Here is an 18,393-nt window from a genome sequence, read left to right as displayed (position 1 = left end):
CATAAATTTAACTTGAGTTTTAACATTAGCCAACTCAAACACATCAAAAACTACTATTTATGAAAATCCATTTATTTAAAAATCTGGCCCTTATTTTTGCCATATTCACATATGGCACTGTTCAGGCGCAGACCACGGTATCCGGAACGGTTTCCGATGCCCTGGGACCACTGCCCGGGGCCAATATCCTGGTAAAGGGCACCACTAACGGGACACAGTCCGACTTTGACGGAAACTTCACCCTGGAGGATGTTTCGGAAGACGCCGTACTGGTGTTCAGCTACGTTGGATTTAAGACCCGGGAAATCGCAGTGGACGGAAGGTCCGCAATTAATGTGGTAATGGAGGAAGATGCACAGGCCCTGGACGAAGTGGTTATTATAGGGTATGGAGAAACCACCCGTAGAGATGCTACCGGTTCTGTGGTCTCCGTAAAAGCCGAAGACTTCAATAAAGGGGTCATAGCCTCTCCCGAAGAACTGATACAAGGTAAAAGCGCGGGGGTACAGATCACTTCCTCCAGCGGTGAGCCCGGGGCCGGAATTAACATCCGTATCCGCGGTACTTCCTCAGTGAGGAGTAACAACAACCCCTTGTTCGTTGTTGACGGCATACCACTGGCGGGAGATGAAACCTCTTCGGGCGGAGCCGATATCGGCCGGGGGACTTCTTCATCCAAGAACCCGTTAAACTTTATAAATCCCAGCGACATTGCGAGCATTGATGTTCTTAAGGATGCATCTGCAACAGCGATCTACGGTTCCAGGGGAGCCAATGGTGTGGTTATCATCACCACCAAAAGCGGAAGAGGCAAACAGGGCGTACTGGAATATTCCACCACAGCAAGTGTTGCCAGTGCAGCAAACGAATACGACCTGCTGAACAGAGAACAGTTTTTACAGGGTATAGATCAATTCGGGGGAAATGTTGAGGAGCAGGATAAAGGTTCCAATACCGACTGGCAGGACCAGATATCAAGGACCTCTTTTTCCCATACCCACAATTTATCCTACGCAAACGGGTACAGCACCGGAAACTACAGGGTTTCACTGAGTTATTCCGATCAGGAGGGTATTATAAAGAATTCTTCCATGGAACGCCTTAACGGAAGGCTTAATTTCAATCAGCGGCTCCTCAATGACAAACTCAAACTCGGAGCACAGATCACATTATCCCGGGTAAATGACGAAGCTCCGCTGATCACCGATAATGCCGGGTTCGAAGGAGACCTTTTGGGAGCCTCATATGCTGCCAACCCCACATGGCCCGCCGATCCGGAATTCCAGTTTTCCACCTCCAATTTAAATCCGCTGGCCATATTGGAGTACTATCGGGACAACGCAAAGACAAACAGAAGTCTTATCAACTTGTCTGCCGAATACGATTTTACAGACGAATTCAATGTAAAAGTAAACACTGGTTTTGACAATTCTTCCTCAGATCGCGAAGGCGTGCTCTCCCCCCTGTTATTCATGGGTTCGGGAGTGTATGAAAACGGACGTGCCTTTATTTCCGAAATTGAAACCAGCAGCCAGTTGCTCGAAGTGCTCTTCAATTATAAAAAGGAATTCGAAAGTTCAAAATTAACGGCTTTACTGGGGTATTCCTATCAGGAGTTTAAAAACGAAGGAAGAGATTACCAGGGCTGGGGCTTCGCAGATACGAACATGGATGGTATCATTGACGATTTAAAAGCTACGGATGGTATTGTAAGAAACTCCATTACCGGCGCATACCAGCAATACGGATACGGTACAAACGGCGCTTTTGTAACCCGCCTTTTTCCCGAACCGACCTCGGAAGATATCTCGGTGACCGACGCTCCGGCAAGGTCCGCCGTATCCGACTGGTACAGCTATACCGATGAACTCCAGTCATTCTTTGGGCGACTAAACTATACGCTGAATGAACGTTACCTGTTTACCGCTACCCTGAGGGCGGACGGTTCCTCCAAATTCGGTGGAAACAACAAATACGGGTACTTTCCTTCAGGAGCTTTTGCATGGATACTCTCCGATGAGGAATTTATCCCCGAGGTATTCTACAATCTGAAATTAAGGCTGGGCTATGGTATCACCGGAAATCAGGAGATTCCGCACAACCGTTATCAGACCCGGCAACGATATGGAGACATCAGCATTAATGACAGCGGAGAAGTACAGGAACCCGGACTGGACAATGTGGCTTTTGCCAACCCCGACCTGAAATGGGAACAAACCCAGCAATTTAATGTAGGTCTTGACTTCGGACTGTGGGACAACCGTTTCAGCGGTTCCATTGATTTTTACCGAAAAAACACTACGGACCTCCTGATGCAGATCATGTCGGCCCAACCCGCCCCGCAGGAATTCGTATACAGGAACCTCGATGCCAATGTGATCAACAAAGGATTTGAAATCACCCTGAATTACGGCGTTATAGAAACCGAAGACTTTACGTGGGACTTCGGGACCAACCTCTCATATAACGACAATGTGGTTGAAGATTTTGACGGCACCGTGGACACAGGCGGAATTAACGGACAGGGACTCACCGGGGCTTTTGCCCAGAGGATCCAGGACGGACAGCCGCTGTTTTCCTATTTTCTCCGTGAATTTACCGGTTATGACGAAAACGGGCTGGCCACTTACGAAGGAGGCGATCTTCAGAAATTTGTAGGTAAAAGTGCGCTTCCCAAGTACAATCTGGGGATCTCCACTAACTTCAGATATAAGAACTGGGACTTATCGGCATTCTTTTCCGGTCAGTTCGGGCACTATATCTATAATAATACCAGAAACGCCTTTTTTACCGCCGGTGCTATCGGAAATGCGAGAAATGTTACCCGCGATATCCTTAACAGCGAAGAATCTAACCTAAACGCTGCGGATGTATCCACAAGGTTCCTCGAAAAAGGGGATTTTCTCAGGTTACAGAACATCACCCTGGGACATAATTTCAAGTTCGCCGAAAATTCCACGGTGTTCAAATCGTTCAGATTGTACGTGAACGCCCAGAATTTGTTTGTTATAACCGATTACTCCGGTCTGGACCCTGAAGTAAACGTAAATAAAGAACTGGACGGTGTCCCTTCCCTGGGCATAGATTATACGTCATACCCCAGGCCAAGGACATTTACATTAGGGTTAAACGCATCATTCTAAAAAGCATATTATGAAAAATATAACTAAACACATTTTCACCTTTGGCTTTATAATCCTCGCCTTTTCCTGTACCGATCTCGATGTGGAAGAAAAAGATTCGATCGTGATCCCGGATACCGACGAAGGTTTCGGAGGTGTGAATCCCAGTGAAACGTTAGAATCTGCGTATACCGATATCCGAAACACATTCAATACCCAGGAGGCATTATACGCACTTTCCGAAGTATCTACGGATGAAATGCTGGTCCCTACCAGGGGTACCGACTGGGGAGACAACGGGGTATGGAGAGTTTTGCACGAACATACCTGGGACCCTACACACCGTGACGTCCTGAGCACGTGGAACAGGTTAAACTCGAATATTTTCAGGATCAACCAACTCCTGGCCCCCCAATCCCAGCCCAGCACCCAGCAAGTTGCCGAAGGCAAATTCCTGAGAGCGTTCAGCATGTTTCACGTTATGGACCTCTACGGACAGGTCCCTTTCCGTGAAGCAGATGAAGGCGTGGAAGTAGACCCGAGGGTAATGACTTCCGGTGAAGCCTTTGACTTTATCATCAATGACCTCAACGAAGCCCTTCCCGATCTTCCGGCACGCTCACCCGGAGCAGAAACCATTAAGGCCTCGAAAGCTGCAGCCAATTTCCTGCTGGCCAAACTGTACCTCAACAAGCACATCTACAAAGGGACGGAAAGCCCCGATGCGGCAGATATGACCATGGTCATCCAGGCTGTCGATGCCATTAAAAACGACGGATTCGACCTGCAGGAGGGATTCTTTGATATTTTCAAGAACGACCCGGACAACGAAACCATATGGCACACAGATGCTTCCGTAGAAACCAGGATGTGGAACGGTTTGCATTATCATCAGATAGTTAGCGATAATGCCAGCGGAGGATGGAACGGCTTTGCTACCCTTGCCGAGTTTTACGCTCTTTTCGAAGGTCCGGGAGACACCAATGAAGAAGGAGCCGGCCAGGAAGAAAGGCGGGGGTATGTACCCGCTCAGGGCATAGGATACGGATTCCTCGTAGGCCAGCAATACGACTCCCTCGGCGCTCCCCTCAACGACCGGGCCGGGAACCCTCTCGTATTTACAAAAGATTTTCCTGCACTGGTAGGGAATAACGAAAGGACGGGAATAAGAGTGTTAAAATACCATCCGGATAACGGAGCCTATACCACGGGAATGATCATTTTCCGATATGCAGATGCTCATCTGATGAAGGCAGAAGCCATTTTAAGAGGCGGTTCTTCCGGAGAAGACGCAACGGCACTGGTAAATGAATTGAGAACCCTGAGAGGAGCTTCTGCCTTGTCATCCGTAGACCTGGAGACCCTCCTCGACGAAAGAGGAAGAGAAATGTATAACGAAGGATGGCGAAGAAACGACATGATCCGTTTCGGTGCTTATACCGGGCAATGGGAATTCAAGGAGAATACCGAAGATTTCAGGGTACTCTATCCCATTCCGGCAACCGCGCTGGTCTCCAATCCCAACCTGGTTCAAAACCCGGGATATTAACCGAACCTTATCCAGGACTGTTTGTACTTTATATTTTATTTATTTTGAATTAAGGAGGGACTGCTTTTCGGGGCAGTCTCTTTTTTTATATGCTACGGAGTTCGATTATTTTACTATTTTTATCCGTAAAACCCCGGATGAAAAAGTCAAAATCCCTCTATATCTTCCTGATCGTATTGCTGTTCCTCTGTTTTTCCCGGGCACAGGATAAACAAACCACCATCCTGGAAGAAGTCGTCGTGAGTTCCGATTCCCTTTCCGCAATTCAACGGGACAGTTCGCTTATCCTCCCGGTATCCGCAACTACACGGCAGCAACTGGAGCAATACAGCCCCGCAGACCTTATTCAGGCCGTAAACCGGATCCCCGGGGTATATATGCTCTCCGGCGGGATGAATGTCAACAGGATCACCATAAGAGGTATAGGCGCCCGGACACCTTACGGGAGCAATAAGGTCCGGGCTTACCTGGACGGTATACCCGTTACCAACGGTATGGGCGAAACCGCTATAGAAATCTATGACCCCGAAAGCATAGCACAGATAGAAGTTATTGAAGGCCCCAAGGCCACTTCCTACGGCACCAGCCTGGGAGGTGCGCTTTTGCTGCGGTCTACCGTCCCTTCGGAATCATACCTCCGGAACAGTTTAACTGTGGGTTCCTACGGGTTGTTAAAAAACACCACTAACGCCACCTACGCCGGAAAACAACTTTCCGTCAACTTTAACCACGAACACCTGGAAACCGACGGGTACCGTGAAAACAGTACTTACCGCCGTAATGCCGCATTACTGAACCTATCCTACCGTATCGATAAAAAAAATACGCTGGACCTTCTTTTCAACCAGATCAATTATAATGCCCGGATCCCGAGTTCCATAAGCCAAACCGCCATGGAAGAAGACCCGAAACAGGCCGCTTCCAACTGGCTTGAAGCAAAAGGATATAAAAACAGCAAATCCACCCTGGCCGGACTGAGTTACACTCACCGTTTCACCCCCGGACTGCAAAATACCACCAGGATTTTCTACACCTATACCGATCATTATGAGCCGCGCCCCTTTAATATCCTCACCGGTTTCACCAACGGTTACGGCATACGGAGCACCTTTCGTCAGGATTTCTCTTTCAGGAATGAGAAAGCAATCCTCCGGCTCGGGACAGAAGTCTATAAAGATATCTATAACTGGCAGACCATCGAAAACCTTTACGAAGAAAACGACGGCCGGGGAAGCCTGGAGGGAGAACAACTCAGTGATAACAAGGAATATCGAAACCAGTTACACCTTTTCACCTCCCTGACGTTACCTCTGGCCACCGGATTAAAAGCACAGGTGGGACTGAATGCCAACTTTACTTCATATAATTTCATAGACCATTACAACACCGGGGAAAACAACACCAGTGCTTCCCGGCGGTTCGACCCTATCCTCGCCCCCTCGCTGAACATAGATTACCTCCCGGAGGAGAACATGCGGTTCTTTGCCAACATAAGCAGGGGCTTCTCTTTTCCGGGAACCGAGGAAACCCTCACTCCCGAAGGAGTCATCAACCCGGATCTCGGCCCCGAAAAAGGGATGCATTACGAGATCGGCTTTAAACTCGGGCTGCTTCATAACCACCTGCGCCTTTCCGGGGCGGCCTATCTGATGGAAGTGAGCAACCTGCTGGTAGCACAACGCGTAGGCGAAGACCAGTATATCGGCAGGAATGCCGGTAAAACGGAACACAAGGGCTTAGAGTTCACCGCCGAGTATCACATACCTGCAGCCCGTAATCTGGCTGTCATCCCCTTTGTCAACACCTCGGTAAACGATCACCGCTTTGTCCGCTTCATCGATGGGGACAATGACTACTCGGGGAACAGCCTCACCGGCGTTCCCGATAACAAGACCAACGCGGGGATCCGGATCATACACCGGAACGGGTTGTTCTTTTACACCAATTACCGGCACATCGGAAAAATACCGCTCACGGATGCCAGTACCGTTCGCAGCAAGGCCTATGATGTTATAAATGTCAAGGCCGGTTATAAAAAGGAAATACTGAAGAAATTCGTTTTCGAAGCCTCCGCCGGCATCAATAATATCACCGATAAAACCTACGCCCCCTCCGTTCTGATCAATGCGGTGGGGTTCGGAAACACCGAACCGCGTTTTTACTATCCGGGCCTTCCCCGTAACTTTTACGGGGGCATACACCTGCGGTACCTGTTGTAAGCCGAAAAAATCCGCGGTAAAACAGGGCAAACGTATTGTAAAATTATAAATGGTTCAAAATTCAAAGTTCAAGGTTCAAAGTTCAAGGTTCAAGGTTCAAGGTTTCCGGTTTCCGAGCGAAGCCGGGGGACACATCACCGGATGTTGTGTATATGATGCGTTTGTCCCGCGGGGTAAAAACTTCAATTATTAAAAACAAAAGAATTTACCTATTTTTGTTAGAACAACACCAACGGTTACAATATATACCGGGGCAGTAACATACAGGGATAGATTTCCATAACTGTGCCTGTTCAAAACAAAAGAGATCATGAACACTGTTTTAAAAGTATTGCTCACCGCACTGGCCGTAGTGCTCATTGCAAAGGTACTTCCGGGGGTAAGTGTGGACAGCTACCTCACCGCTATCCTCGTAGCTGTGGTACTGGCCCTGCTGAACCTCATCGTCAAGCCTATTCTCATTGTATTAACACTCCCCATTACCATACTGACACTGGGGCTTTTTCTCCTCATCATCAATGCATTGGTTATCCTGTTCACGGACAGCCTGGTAGGAGGCTTTCAGGTTGCCAATATCTGGTGGGCACTGTTGTTCAGCCTGTTGTTGTCTTTTCTTCAGTCCATACTGCATTCGTTCCTGCGGGAAAACCGACAGGAAAATTGACAGCAAAGAAGCACCGTACTTCCGTTACAAAAGTGTTATCATGAGTGAAATCCCCGCTCAATACCTCGAAAAGTTCCGGAGCCATCTTCTGAAAACCGTTAATATCAACGCAGATGATTTCCGGTACATCTCTTCGTTTTTTACACTGAAAACACTCCGGAAAAAAGAATATCTGCTCCGCCCTCCACAAGTGTCCATGCATGAGAGTTATATCGTAAAAGGATTGTTCCAAAGTTCCCTCATCGACGACAGCGGCAGGCTGCATCTGCTTTATTTCCCCCATGAGGACTGGTGGGCCGGAGATTTTAAAAGCTTCAGGACCGGCCAGGTTTCATCCATGGAGATCGTGGCCCTGGAAGACGCCGTATTGTTACAGATCGCAAAAACACCGCTGGAAAAACTGTATCACCGCCTCCCCGCCTTCGAACGGTTTTTCAGGGTGCTGAACGAGAATGCTGCCATTGCCCTGCAGGACAGGCTGGTGCAGCACTTTTCCAAAGACTCCGAAAAGAAATACCTGGATTTCCTGAAGAAATACCCCGCACTGAAAAACAGGCTGACCAATCGCCAGATCGCAGGTTTTCTGGGGGTCACCCCCGAATATTTCAGCCTTATGCGAAAAAAAATACTCGACAGGGACCGGGGAGTCGGCGGCCACCCATGATCCCTTTATTATCTCCCCGTAGTTCAGGCCCGGGCATGGAAATGTCACCATCCCCCTGATTTTCAGAAAATCCTTAACATACCTTAAGTTTTTCTCCATTGGCGTCAACTAAGTTTGCATCGTAAAACAAAACAAACGAACAATGAAGACTTTTTTTGACGAAACACGTATCAATAAACACAACATATCCAACCGTTTTTTTGTGGCCCCCATGTCCCGTGTAAGTGCGGAATTTTCCGGAGCGCCTACCGAAGAAATGGCTGCCTACTACACCGCTTTTGCCGAAGGAGGCTTCGGGGGGATCATCACGGAAGGACTTTACACCGACAAGCACTATTCCAGGTCATACCCCAACCAGCCCGGCATTGTTACCGGGGCCCAGGTACGTGCGTGGAACCACATTACCAAAGCAATAAGAAAACACGATTCGATAATTATTGCACAATTAATGCATGCCGGGTCCATATCCCAGGTTCTTGAACGGACCAAGGCACCATCACGAATCACCCCTCTGGGTAAAAAAATGGCAGTATACGGCGGGGGTGACGGCCCGTTCCCCATTCCTGACGAAATGCATGAGAAAGACATCCGTGACATGAAAGACGGCTTTGTCCGGGCAGCAAAAAACGCTGCAGAAGCCGGGTTTCACGGTGTTGAACTGCATGCCGCCAACGGGTATCTGCTGGACCAGTTCCACACCGATTACCTCAACCTCAGGGGAGACAAATACGGCCGGACCGTAGAGAACCGCCTGAGAATTACCGCCGAACTCACGGAAGAAATAAAGAAACAGGTCCCCGCTGATTTTATTGTGGGCCTCCGGATCTCCGAGGGAAAAGTAAACAATCTTTCCCACCGCTGGGAAGGAGGTAGCCAAACAGCCCGGGAAGTCCTCCGCCAGATCCGGAAAATGCCCTTGGATTACCTTCACGTAGCCGCCGAGCATCACGGATGGAAAGGGGAATGCACCTACGAAGACGGCACCTCCCTTACCGGGCTGGCCAAAGAGATCCTTGAATGTCCTGTGATGGCCAACGGCGGACTGCACGACCTCGACCTTTCCCGGGAATTGCTGGAAACCGGTCAGGCTGACCTGCTCTCCATAGGTAAATACGCCCTGTCCAATCCGGATTTTGTCCGCAAGGTAAAACACAACATACCGCTGACCCCTTTCCGGAAAGCATTGCTGTACCCCAACCCCACCCTGTTTACCGATGCAAAATACAGGCGGTACCTGGCAGACCAAACACATCATGTACAGAAACACAGATGACGGAAGACCAGGAGGCAAAGTGACAAGGAAACAAGGGGTATTGATGATTTGTTGTAATTAAAAAAGATGAAGATATCGGGCCCCAAATCGGAAGTCTTAAAACCTCGCAGGAAAGGCTTCCCGGTTCAACTCCGAACTAACCAACAACCGGAAAACTGGCAAACCGGTAACCGCCAACGAACCTTAAACCCTGAACCTCCAACTTTGAACCGTGAACTTTGAACCTTAAACATAAATGCATTCGTCCTGATGTACCCGGACGGTTTAGCACCTGCCAGGCCGGGAACTCGCCTTAAAATCAGGCAAAAGAAGCTCTCTAAAATTCAGACGCTCAAAAAGTTGGTTAAAATTGCAAAAAGTCATAATTTTGCACCCTGTTTTGGCAGGCCATGTTAATTTATTAAAGCGAATAAATGGATATTACAAGAGAGCACATTGATGAATTGAATGCAATAGTAAAAGTTGCAATTAACAAGGACGATTACAGCGACAAGGTAGCTACGATCCTCAATGATTATCGCAAGAAAGCAAATATTCCCGGGTTCAGAAAGGGACATGTACCGTTGGGACTGGTAAAAAAACAATACGGAAAAGCGGTCTTGGTGGATGAAGTAAACAAACTTTTACAGGACGCCCTCGATAAATATCTGACCGAAGAAAAGCTGGACGTGCTCGGTAATCCCCTGCCCAAAGCCCAGGAGGACTTTGACTGGGATTCGGAAGACTTTTCTTTTGAGTTCGAATTGGGTCTCGCTCCCGAATTCGAAGTAAAACTCAAGGGGAAAAAAGCGATCACCCACTACCAGATCGTAGCTGACGATAAAATGATCGACGAACAGATAGAACGTATTCAGAAACAATACGGAAAACTCATTGCCCGGGAAACCGCAGAAGAAGATGATGAAATTACCGGAACGTTCACCAGCGAGGAAAAAGAAGAAATAGACAACCAAACCACTTTTTCACTCGACAAAATAAAAGGAAAAAGAAACCTCAATAAATTTATCGGTGCCAAGCCGGGAGACGTACTGGAATTCAAGACCAAAAACCTCTTCAAGGACGATCACGACCTGATGAGCAGCCTGAAAATAGGGCATGACGAAGCACATGATCTGGACATTGCCGTTAATTTCAAAATAGAAGAGATCAACAAAAGAGAGCCTGCGGAACTCAACCAGGAACTCTTTGACAAACTTTTCCCTGCCGGCACGGTCACTTCGGAAGAAGAACTGCGAAGCAAGATCAAGGAAGATTCGGAAAAGCAATTTGAACAGCAGGCCGACCAGAAACTGCTGAACGATGTTACCGAATCGCTGGTGGAAAATACCCAGTTCGACCTTCCGGCGGAATTCCTGCAAAAATGGATACAGCAAACCGGTGAAAAGCCTCTGACCGAAGACGAAGCCAGGGAAGAATATGAAAAGTCGGAAAAAGGGCTCAGGTACCAGCTTATCGAAGGAAAGATCATCCGGGAAAACGACCTGCAGGTAAATTTTGACGAACTGAAAGACTTTGCCAAGGAATTTATAAAAATACAAATGGCACAGTTCGGACAAACCGATCCTTCCGACGAAGAGCTTGACGGCATAGCGGCCAGGATACTCTCCAACCAGGATGAAGTAAAACGTCTGTCCGAACAATTAATGAGCAAAAAACTGCTCAGCCTGTACAAGGAAAAGGCAAACCTCAAGACCAAGGAAATCACTTATGAGGACTTTATCAAGGAGGTATATCAATAATCCGGAAAGACAAATAAAATAACTATATTTAAGGCGTTAAATTGTACGGATTTAACGCCTTATTATATAAAACATAAAACTTATGGATTACAGCAAGGAATTTAAGAAATACGCCATACAACACCACGGGGTAAACAGCATGTATTACGACAGGATCGTAAGCCGGATGGCTCCGGTAGGCATGACTCCCAATATCATTGAAGAACGCCAGATGAATGCCGTGGCCATGGATGTTTTTTCCCGGTTAATGATGGACAGGATCATCTTTCTCGGTACACCGATAGACGACCAGATCGCCAATATTATCCAGGCACAGTTATTGTTCCTTTCCAGTGTGGATTCATCCAAAGACATTGAGATATATATCAATTCACCGGGAGGAAGTGTATATGCCGGACTGGGTATCTATGACACCATGCAGTTTATAAAACCCGACGTAGCCACCATATGCACCGGCATGGCTGCCTCAATGGCCGCTGTGTTGCTGTGTGCGGGGGAACCGGGAAAAAGAAGCGGTCTCACCCATTCCAGGGTAATGATACACCAGCCTCTCGGAGGTGCCCAGGGGCAAGCCAGTGATATAGAGATCACTGCCAGGGAAATCCTGAAACTCAAGGACGAACTGTACAAGATCATCGCCAACCATTCCGGACAGCCTTACGAGAAAGTTAACGAGGACAGTGACAGGGATTATTGGATGAAAGCCGAAGAAGCCAAAAAATACGGCATGATCGATGAAATATTGATTAGAAATTAATGCAGAGACGCACGGCTGTGCGTCTCAAACGAAATCAGAGGGCCTTCGCCCTCTGTTTAAAAGCCTGCTTTATGCAGGCCACAGGAAACCATAAAACGACTGTTATGGCAAAAGAAGAATTAGAATGCTCATTTTGCGGGAGGAAAAAACCGGAGACCAGTTTACTGATCGCCGGTCTGGACGCCCATATATGTGACAGGTGTATAGAACAGGCCCATAGCATTGTTCTGGAAGAGATCAAGCAATCCCAGACGGAAGAACTCTCTGCCGAGCTCATATTAAAAAAACCGCATGAAATAAAGTCTTTTCTGGATCAGTATATCATCGGACAGGAAGTCACCAAAAGAGTGATGTCCGTTGCGGTATACAACCATTACAAAAGGCTTTTGCAACCAGCTACCAAAGATGATATTGAAATACAAAAAAGCAATATCATCATGGCCGGACAAACAGGTACGGGAAAAACCCTCATGGCACGCACCATTGCCAGGATGCTCAACGTACCCCTGGCTATTGTAGATGCCACCGTACTCACCGAGGCCGGTTATGTAGGGGAAGATGTGGAAAGCATCCTCACCAGACTGTTGCAGGCTGCCGATTATAACCTGGAAAAAGCGGAAAGAGGTATTGTTTTTATCGATGAGATCGACAAAATAGCCCGAAAAAGCGACAACCCTTCCATTACCAGGGACGTATCTGGCGAAGGCGTACAACAGGCGTTGCTTAAATTGCTGGAAGGGACCGTTGTAAATGTTCCGCCCAAGGGAGGAAGAAAACACCCGGACCAGAAATTCATAGAGGTCAATACCGAAAACATCCTCTTTATTGCCGGCGGAGCCTTTGACGGCATAGAAAAGATCATTACCAAGCGCCTTAATATGCAGGCCATAGGGTATAATGCCTCACGGGAGGAAGAAATAGTAGACGAAGAAAACCTGCTTCAGTATATTATCCCGAAGGACCTGAAGGAGTTTGGCCTGATCCCGGAGATCATAGGAAGGTTGCCCGTACTCACCTACATGGACCCGCTCGATGCCGAGGTGCTGAAAGCCATCCTCACCGAGCCGAAGAATGCCATTGTCAAACAATACAGCAAGCTCTTCGATATGGACGATATAAAACTGAGTGTCACGGATGACGCCCTGGATTTTATCGTGGAAAAAGCCATGGAGTACAAACTCGGGGCAAGGGGATTGCGATCCCTTTGCGAAACCATCCTGACGGATGCTATGTTCGACCTGCCCAGTTCTGATGAAAAATCGCTGAAAGTAAATAAGGAATACGCCCGTGAAAAACTGGCAAAGGCCAAGGTGAGCAAATTAAAAGCGGCCTCATAAGATAAGGGCAAAACATTTTCTTATAAAAACAGAACCCGGATCAATTATTTATTGTCCGGGTTTTCTTTTTGGAAGGTAAAACGGAAAACCTCAGGTGGCTAAACATTAATTCCACCCTCTCCGGAAGCCTCGGAAAAAGTACCGTTCATCCCCAGCATTTCCTCAAGATAGTTCCGCTGGTTGGACAGGCGCGGTATCTTGTGTTGCCCGCCGAGTTTATTGTAGGTTTTCAGCCAGTCATAAAACAGCCCTTGCCGCGCAATATTTATCTTGGGCATATTAAGCGTCATATTGTTATAGCGCTTGGCCTCATAATCCGAGTTAAGTGATTTTAATCCTTCGTCCAGCAACTCCGTAAACCGTACCATATCAGGCGGATGTGTACGGAACTCTATGAGCCATTCATGTCCTCCTTTTTCCCTTCCGCTCATAAATATGGGAGCCACGGTATAATCCACGATCTCACACCCCGCTTCTTTACATGCTTTTTTAAGGGCTTCTTCGGTATTTTCTATAATCAATTCCTCTCCGAAAACATTGATAAAGTGCTTGGTACGCCCCGTTACCTTTATCCTGTAGGGCGAAGTACTGGTAAAGCGCACCGTATCCCCGATGAGGTACCTCCACAAGCCCGCATTGGTAGTAATCACTATGGCGTAGTTCTTCCCTGTTTCCACTTCCCATAGCGGCACTGCTTTCTGCCGGGCGGTACCAAAAGTTTCCATGGGGATAAACTCATAGAATATGCCGTAGTCCAGCATCAGCAATAACTCATCGGAATTATTGCGGTCCTGGATAGCAAAGAACCCCTCTGACGCATTGTAGATCTCATAATATTTGAAATTGTCCCGCGGAAGGAGCCGCTCATACTGATCGCGATACGGGTTGAAACTTACGCCGCCGTGAAAATATACTTCCAGGTTGTTCCAGATTTCAAAGAGGTTTTCCTTTCCCGTTTTTTCGAGTATCTTGTTGAGCAATACCAACATCCATGAAGGTACTCCGGCCAGGCTGGTCACATTTTCCTGAATTGTTTCGTTTATAATGGCTTCCAGCTTGGTCTCCCACTCATTCATCAGGGAAATCTTATTGCTCGGCGTACTGTTCATTTCGGCCCAGAAAGGAAGGTTGTCGATAATGATCGCCGACAGATCGCCAAAAAAGGTGTTGTTATCTTCATAGAGAGACTTGCTCCCTCCCAGCCTTAAACTCTTTCCGGTAAAAAGTTTGGAATCTTCGTTATTGTTAAAGTAAAGGGATAACATATCTTTCCCCGCCTTGAAATGGCAATCTTCCAGGGATTCCGTACTTACCGGAATAAATTTGCTCTTGGCGTTGGTAGTACCGCTGCTTTTGGCAAACCATCTTATGGGCGTAGGCCAGAACACATTGTGCTCCCCTCTTCTGGAACGTTCTATGTAAGGTTCTATATCTTCATACTTGCTTATAGGAACATTATTCCTGAAAAGCTCATAGTTGGTAATAGTCTCAAACCCGTATTTCTTTCCTATATCCGTGTTCCTCGCGGTAATAATCAGCTGGTTTAACAATTCCACCTGAACCTCTTCCGGATATTTCAGGAAAAGCTCCATTTGGTAAAATCGCTTTTTCAGCCACCAGGAAGCTATGGAATTAAACAACGGAATCGGCATTTTTTGTGTATTTTTACAATCCTTTTCTAAATTGACAGGCAATAAAAATACTAAAAAACTTTGACCATGTACCAAGGTGTCCTTATAAAAATGAAGACGGAATTTACTGCCCCCATCAACTACTACCTGGTTTTCAAAAACAGCTTCATCCATATGAACCAACTTCTGGACAGGAATGTAAAACTGTCTTTCGTTTCTTATGAGTGCCTTAACTGCCATCTGGACAAGCCCATTTACCGCCAGGGGTTCTGTAAAAGTTGTTTTTACGAAACGGCCTCAGCCGGGGAATGGATCATGCGCCCCGAACTGAGCAAGGCCCACCTGGACCAGGAAGACAGGGACCTCGATTTTGAAAAAAAAATGCAGTTACAACCCCATATCGTGTACCTCGCCCTTTCCAGCGATGTAAAAGTAGGGGTAACCCGAAAAGCCCAGGTACCCACCCGGTGGATAGACCAGGGCGCCCATCAGGCCATTGAAGTTGTTGAAGTCCCCAATCGCTATCTTGCCGGTATTGCGGAAGTGGCCCTGAAAGCGCACATGTCCGACAAGACCAACTGGCGCAAAATGTTAACCAATAATTTAACCGAAGCTGACCTGGTGGCAGAAAAGGACCACCTCGATGATTTTCTCCCGGAAGAAGTAAAACCGTATTACCTGGACACCAATCAAAAAGTGTACACCCTGGAATACCCGGTACTCCAATACCCCAAAAAGGTAAAAAGCCTGAACCTCGACAAAACCCCGGAATACAGCGGTATTCTGAAAGGTATAAAAGGACAGTATCTTATTTTTGAAGACAATACCGTATTTAATATAAGGGGAAGTGAAGGCTACGTGGTTGACCTCACGGTGAACTGAGTAACCGGTTTCGGGAGTTGACGTTGCGTTGACAGGTCAGGTTTGTTGGTAATAATGACAATTTACAAGGCTGCCCCTTAAAGTCCCAGGCGTTCCATAAATCCCGCTTTGTAGCTTTCCCCTATCGGGATACGGATATCGTTTACAATCACTTTGTTCTTCTGGACGGATTTGATATACCCTATATTGACCACAAAAGACTTGTGGATACGCAAAAAACGTCCCCCGGGCACTTTTTCCATGAAATCCTTGAAGTTCATCAATGTCAATATGGGCTTATTGGTGCCGTTGATGTGAATTTTCAGGTAATCCTTCAGCCCCTGTATATAAGTAATGTCGTCTGTATTTATTTTTACGTTTTCGTAGTCGGCCTTAACAAAAATATAGCCGGCCTGTCCGTCCTGGGTTCCGCAGGAAGGCGATGTATACAATTTCATTTCCATGTTTTTTTCTTTAAAACTCTTTAACTCCTTGGCCCGCACCACTGCCTTTACAAAACGATGGTACGGTATGGGCTTTACCAGATAGTCTACCGCATTCAATTCAAATCCCTCTATGGCATATTGGGAATAAGCGGTGGTGAAGATAAACAGCGGCTTGTTATCCATGGAATGGATGAAATCAATACCGTTTATCTGTGGCATCTCTATATCAGAGAAAATAAGGTCTACTTCTTTTTCCTTGATAACAGCAATGGCATCGAGGGCATTGGTATATGTTCCCACCACTTCCAGCAACTGTATTTTCTCGCAATACTCCCTCAGCACATCAATGGCCAGGGGTTCGTCATCGATAATTACACATTTCATCTGTTTTAAATTTTTTGCTTGCAGAAAATGGTCTGCAAAAAATTTACAATACATCCGGTAGCTCAGGTAAAGTTTAAAGTTAAACTCACCGTAAAGGTCTTTCCGTCGTCTTCTATATCCAGTTTATGCGAATCCGGATACAGCAACTCCAGTCTGTTCTTAATATTTTGCAGGCCTACTCCGGAACTTGCACTATTCTTTTTATACCTGCCTATGATATTCCTTATATAGAAATTAATGGAATCCTCTTTTATGGTAATAACGGTTTTCACTACTGTTTTTCCCGTATAGTCCGTTCCGTATTTGAACGCATTTTCTATGAACGAAATGAACAGTAACGGCTGTATTTTTTTGTCTCTTTCGTCCCCGTAAATATTAAGCGTTACCTTTTCGCCGTTTGACAATCGCAGGCGTTGTAACTTTATATAGTTCTTGATGTATTCCAGCTCTTTTCCAAGCGGGACAAATTCGCGGTTGGCTTCGTACAGCATATACCGCATCAGATCTGAAAGCGTAATCACGGCTTCCGGCGTATCCTTGGATTTTTTCACCGAAAGGGAGTAAATACTGTTGAGGGAATTGAACAGGAAATGGGGATTTAGCTGCGCTTTTAAAAACTGCAGTTCGGAAGTGATCTTCTCCGATTGTATCTGGTTCCGGATAGCTTCCCCTCTTTTCCATTCCATGTATATTTTTATCGCCGCACCTATAACAAAATACATTCCCAATACGATCGCTGCCCTTAAAGACATCATAAGGTGCATCTTCCATGAATTAAATTCCGGCGGAACTTCAATAGCCTCCCCGCCTCCATGCCTTAAAAACCTGCGTTTTACCATAGGAACGGCCGGACCCGCCATTTTCCCATCCCTTTCCCTGGAAAATGAGATCCCTGTTTCTCCCTGCTCACCGGATATCAGGGAATCCAGCTCTTCAGGCAATGGCATGTCTTGTTTCAATGAATCATCCGTTGCCCTGAAAGGCCTGGCAGAAATAACCACTGCTCCCGGGGGAGGAGAGTCCAGCCGGATAACAAATGCGCTCAGCACAATAATTCCCAGGGAAATAAGAACGTATTTGGACAGTTTTTTCTTCAGCAGAAACCTGGGCACCAGAAAAAAATAATTGAAATAGAACAGGCCTATATTCAGCAAGGTGCGATAGAGTGTCCGGTACAATATATCTTTGGGGATATACCTGATCTCAGAATACACCTGGTAATTGAGCACCATAAAGAAAAACAGCCATACGGCCACGTGTATGGCTATCTCTTTCAGGCTACTTTTATTGATAATCGCACGCATCCACATCTTCTTTACCTGGCTAAAACTAAACAATTTATCTGAACGTGAAGCGCTTTTAACTCTTCCTTAGTAATTGCAGGGGATTCTCTTTTTAACATTTTTCGCCTGACAAGGTCGGCCACCGCCCCGGCATCGTCATACGAGCAAAACGGAGACCTGGCCTGTATGGCCGGGATCACATCCTGGCGGATAAGGACCTTATCCTGATTTTTTATCAAATACCCGTAGCCTCCCGAAACTTCAAAGACCTCAATAGTGACCCTGTCATTCTTTTTGGGATAGAACAGTACAATTCCCGCTATACCCATCCCCAGGATTATCCACAGTAATACAACACGCTTTCTCATAACTTCATAAAAAACAGAAGGCCGACAATCCCCGGATCAGCACACCTCTCCCCACCGGGGCCCGGCCTTCTTCTTCAATAGTGTGGCATTATTAAA

The 18,393-nt window shown here is 46.8% G+C and carries 14 protein-coding genes; 10 read left to right on the top strand and 4 right to left on the bottom strand.

What is annotated here, in order from left to right; genetic code table 11:
• Positions 1–59: 59 nt before the first annotated feature.
• From LS482_RS13805 to clpX, 9 genes are all read left to right on the top strand, one after another.
• Positions 60–3,143 carry a SusC/RagA family TonB-linked outer membrane protein gene (locus tag LS482_RS13805; RefSeq protein WP_233028101.1) on the top strand — a complete coding sequence of 1,028 codons (3,084 nt, stop codon included), beginning with the start codon at positions 60–62 and terminating at the stop codon, positions 3,141–3,143.
• A 10-nt stretch (positions 3,144–3,153) separates the two neighbouring features.
• On the top strand, positions 3,154–4,671 hold the full coding sequence (locus tag LS482_RS13800) for a RagB/SusD family nutrient uptake outer membrane protein (RefSeq protein ID WP_233028100.1): 1,518 nt from the start codon (positions 3,154–3,156) through the stop codon (positions 4,669–4,671).
• 137 nt (positions 4,672–4,808) lie between these two features.
• The gene (locus tag LS482_RS13795; RefSeq protein ID WP_233028099.1) at positions 4,809–6,890 is read left to right on the top strand and encodes a TonB-dependent receptor family protein; all 2,082 of its coding nucleotides are present in this window, start codon (positions 4,809–4,811) and stop codon (positions 6,888–6,890) included.
• A 310-nt stretch (positions 6,891–7,200) separates the two neighbouring features.
• The gene (locus LS482_RS13790; RefSeq protein ID WP_233028098.1) at positions 7,201–7,554 is read left to right on the top strand and encodes a phage holin family protein; all 354 of its coding nucleotides are present in this window, start codon (positions 7,201–7,203) and stop codon (positions 7,552–7,554) included.
• Positions 7,555–7,594: 40 nt separating this feature from the next.
• On the top strand, positions 7,595–8,218 hold the full coding sequence (locus LS482_RS13785; RefSeq protein WP_233028097.1) for a Crp/Fnr family transcriptional regulator: 624 nt from the start codon (positions 7,595–7,597) through the stop codon (positions 8,216–8,218).
• A 142-nt stretch (positions 8,219–8,360) separates the two neighbouring features.
• On the top strand, positions 8,361–9,491 hold the full coding sequence (locus tag LS482_RS13780; RefSeq protein ID WP_233028096.1) for an oxidoreductase: 1,131 nt from the start codon (positions 8,361–8,363) through the stop codon (positions 9,489–9,491).
• Positions 9,492–9,904: 413 nt separating this feature from the next.
• Positions 9,905–11,230, top strand: a complete 1,326-nt coding sequence (tig, locus tag LS482_RS13775; RefSeq protein ID WP_233028095.1) for a trigger factor — start codon at positions 9,905–9,907, stop codon at positions 11,228–11,230.
• A gap of 82 nt (positions 11,231–11,312) precedes the next feature.
• Positions 11,313–11,987, top strand: a complete 675-nt coding sequence (clpP, locus tag LS482_RS13770) for an ATP-dependent Clp endopeptidase proteolytic subunit ClpP (RefSeq protein WP_302849310.1) — start codon at positions 11,313–11,315, stop codon at positions 11,985–11,987.
• Between the two features lie 104 nt (positions 11,988–12,091).
• On the top strand, positions 12,092–13,324 hold the full coding sequence (gene clpX / locus LS482_RS13765; RefSeq protein ID WP_233028094.1) for an ATP-dependent Clp protease ATP-binding subunit ClpX: 1,233 nt from the start codon (positions 12,092–12,094) through the stop codon (positions 13,322–13,324).
• Positions 13,325–13,422: 98 nt separating this feature from the next.
• On the opposite strand, the gene LS482_RS13760 is transcribed toward clpX, so the two are convergent.
• Entirely contained in the window at positions 13,423–14,976 is a 1,554-nt protein-coding gene (locus LS482_RS13760; protein ID WP_233028093.1) for a GH3 auxin-responsive promoter family protein, read from the bottom strand.
• Between the two features lie 66 nt (positions 14,977–15,042).
• Here LS482_RS13760 and LS482_RS13755 point away from each other — a divergent pair, with 66 nt between their 5' ends.
• The gene (locus LS482_RS13755; RefSeq protein ID WP_233028092.1) at positions 15,043–15,837 is read left to right on the top strand and encodes a DUF2797 domain-containing protein; all 795 of its coding nucleotides are present in this window, start codon (positions 15,043–15,045) and stop codon (positions 15,835–15,837) included.
• 77 nt (positions 15,838–15,914) lie between these two features.
• Here LS482_RS13755 and LS482_RS13750 read toward each other — a convergent pair whose 3' ends face one another.
• The 3 genes from LS482_RS13750 to LS482_RS13740 all read right to left on the bottom strand — a co-directional run bounded on the left by LS482_RS13750 (position 15,915) and on the right by LS482_RS13740 (position 18,297).
• Positions 15,915–16,646 (bottom strand): LytR/AlgR family response regulator transcription factor, encoded by a 732-nt coding sequence (locus tag LS482_RS13750; RefSeq protein WP_233028091.1) that lies wholly within the window; start codon positions 16,644–16,646, stop codon positions 15,915–15,917.
• Between the two features lie 62 nt (positions 16,647–16,708).
• Positions 16,709–17,950 carry a sensor histidine kinase gene (locus LS482_RS13745; RefSeq protein ID WP_233028090.1) on the bottom strand — a complete coding sequence of 414 codons (1,242 nt, stop codon included), beginning with the start codon at positions 17,948–17,950 and terminating at the stop codon, positions 16,709–16,711.
• An 11-nt stretch (positions 17,951–17,961) separates the two neighbouring features.
• Positions 17,962–18,297 carry a DUF4907 domain-containing protein gene (locus LS482_RS13740; RefSeq protein ID WP_233028089.1) on the bottom strand — a complete coding sequence of 112 codons (336 nt, stop codon included), beginning with the start codon at positions 18,295–18,297 and terminating at the stop codon, positions 17,962–17,964.
• Positions 18,298–18,393 lie beyond the last annotated feature (96 nt).

Source organism: Sinomicrobium kalidii (genome assembly GCF_021183825.1).
Lineage (GTDB): Bacteria > Bacteroidota > Bacteroidia > Flavobacteriales > Flavobacteriaceae > Sinomicrobium > Sinomicrobium kalidii.
This window is presented reverse-complemented; position numbering and strand designations above follow the sequence as displayed.

Excerpts from the sequence above, each read along its gene's own strand:
- tig (WP_233028095.1), top strand. The coding sequence starts at position 9,905 with ATGGATATTACAAGAGAGCACATTGATGAATTGAATGCAATAGTAAAA.
- LS482_RS13780 (WP_233028096.1), top strand. The coding sequence starts at position 8,361 with ATGAAGACTTTTTTTGACGAAACACGTATCAATAAACACAACATATCC.
- LS482_RS13745 (WP_233028090.1), bottom strand. The coding sequence starts at position 17,950 with ATGCGTGCGATTATCAATAAAAGTAGCCTGAAAGAGATAGCCATACAC.
- clpX (WP_233028094.1), top strand. The coding sequence starts at position 12,092 with ATGGCAAAAGAAGAATTAGAATGCTCATTTTGCGGGAGGAAAAAACCG.
- LS482_RS13750 (WP_233028091.1), bottom strand. The coding sequence starts at position 16,646 with ATGAAATGTGTAATTATCGATGACGAACCCCTGGCCATTGATGTGCTG.
- clpP (WP_302849310.1), top strand. The coding sequence starts at position 11,313 with ATGGATTACAGCAAGGAATTTAAGAAATACGCCATACAACACCACGGG.
- LS482_RS13795 (WP_233028099.1), top strand. The coding sequence starts at position 4,809 with ATGAAAAAGTCAAAATCCCTCTATATCTTCCTGATCGTATTGCTGTTC.
- LS482_RS13740 (WP_233028089.1), bottom strand. The coding sequence starts at position 18,297 with ATGAGAAAGCGTGTTGTATTACTGTGGATAATCCTGGGGATGGGTATA.
- LS482_RS13800 (WP_233028100.1), top strand. The coding sequence starts at position 3,154 with ATGAAAAATATAACTAAACACATTTTCACCTTTGGCTTTATAATCCTC.
- LS482_RS13760 (WP_233028093.1), bottom strand. The coding sequence starts at position 14,976 with ATGCCGATTCCGTTGTTTAATTCCATAGCTTCCTGGTGGCTGAAAAAG.
- LS482_RS13785 (WP_233028097.1), top strand. The coding sequence starts at position 7,595 with ATGAGTGAAATCCCCGCTCAATACCTCGAAAAGTTCCGGAGCCATCTT.
- LS482_RS13755 (WP_233028092.1), top strand. The coding sequence starts at position 15,043 with ATGTACCAAGGTGTCCTTATAAAAATGAAGACGGAATTTACTGCCCCC.
- LS482_RS13805 (WP_233028101.1), top strand. The coding sequence starts at position 60 with ATGAAAATCCATTTATTTAAAAATCTGGCCCTTATTTTTGCCATATTC.
- LS482_RS13790 (WP_233028098.1), top strand. The coding sequence starts at position 7,201 with ATGAACACTGTTTTAAAAGTATTGCTCACCGCACTGGCCGTAGTGCTC.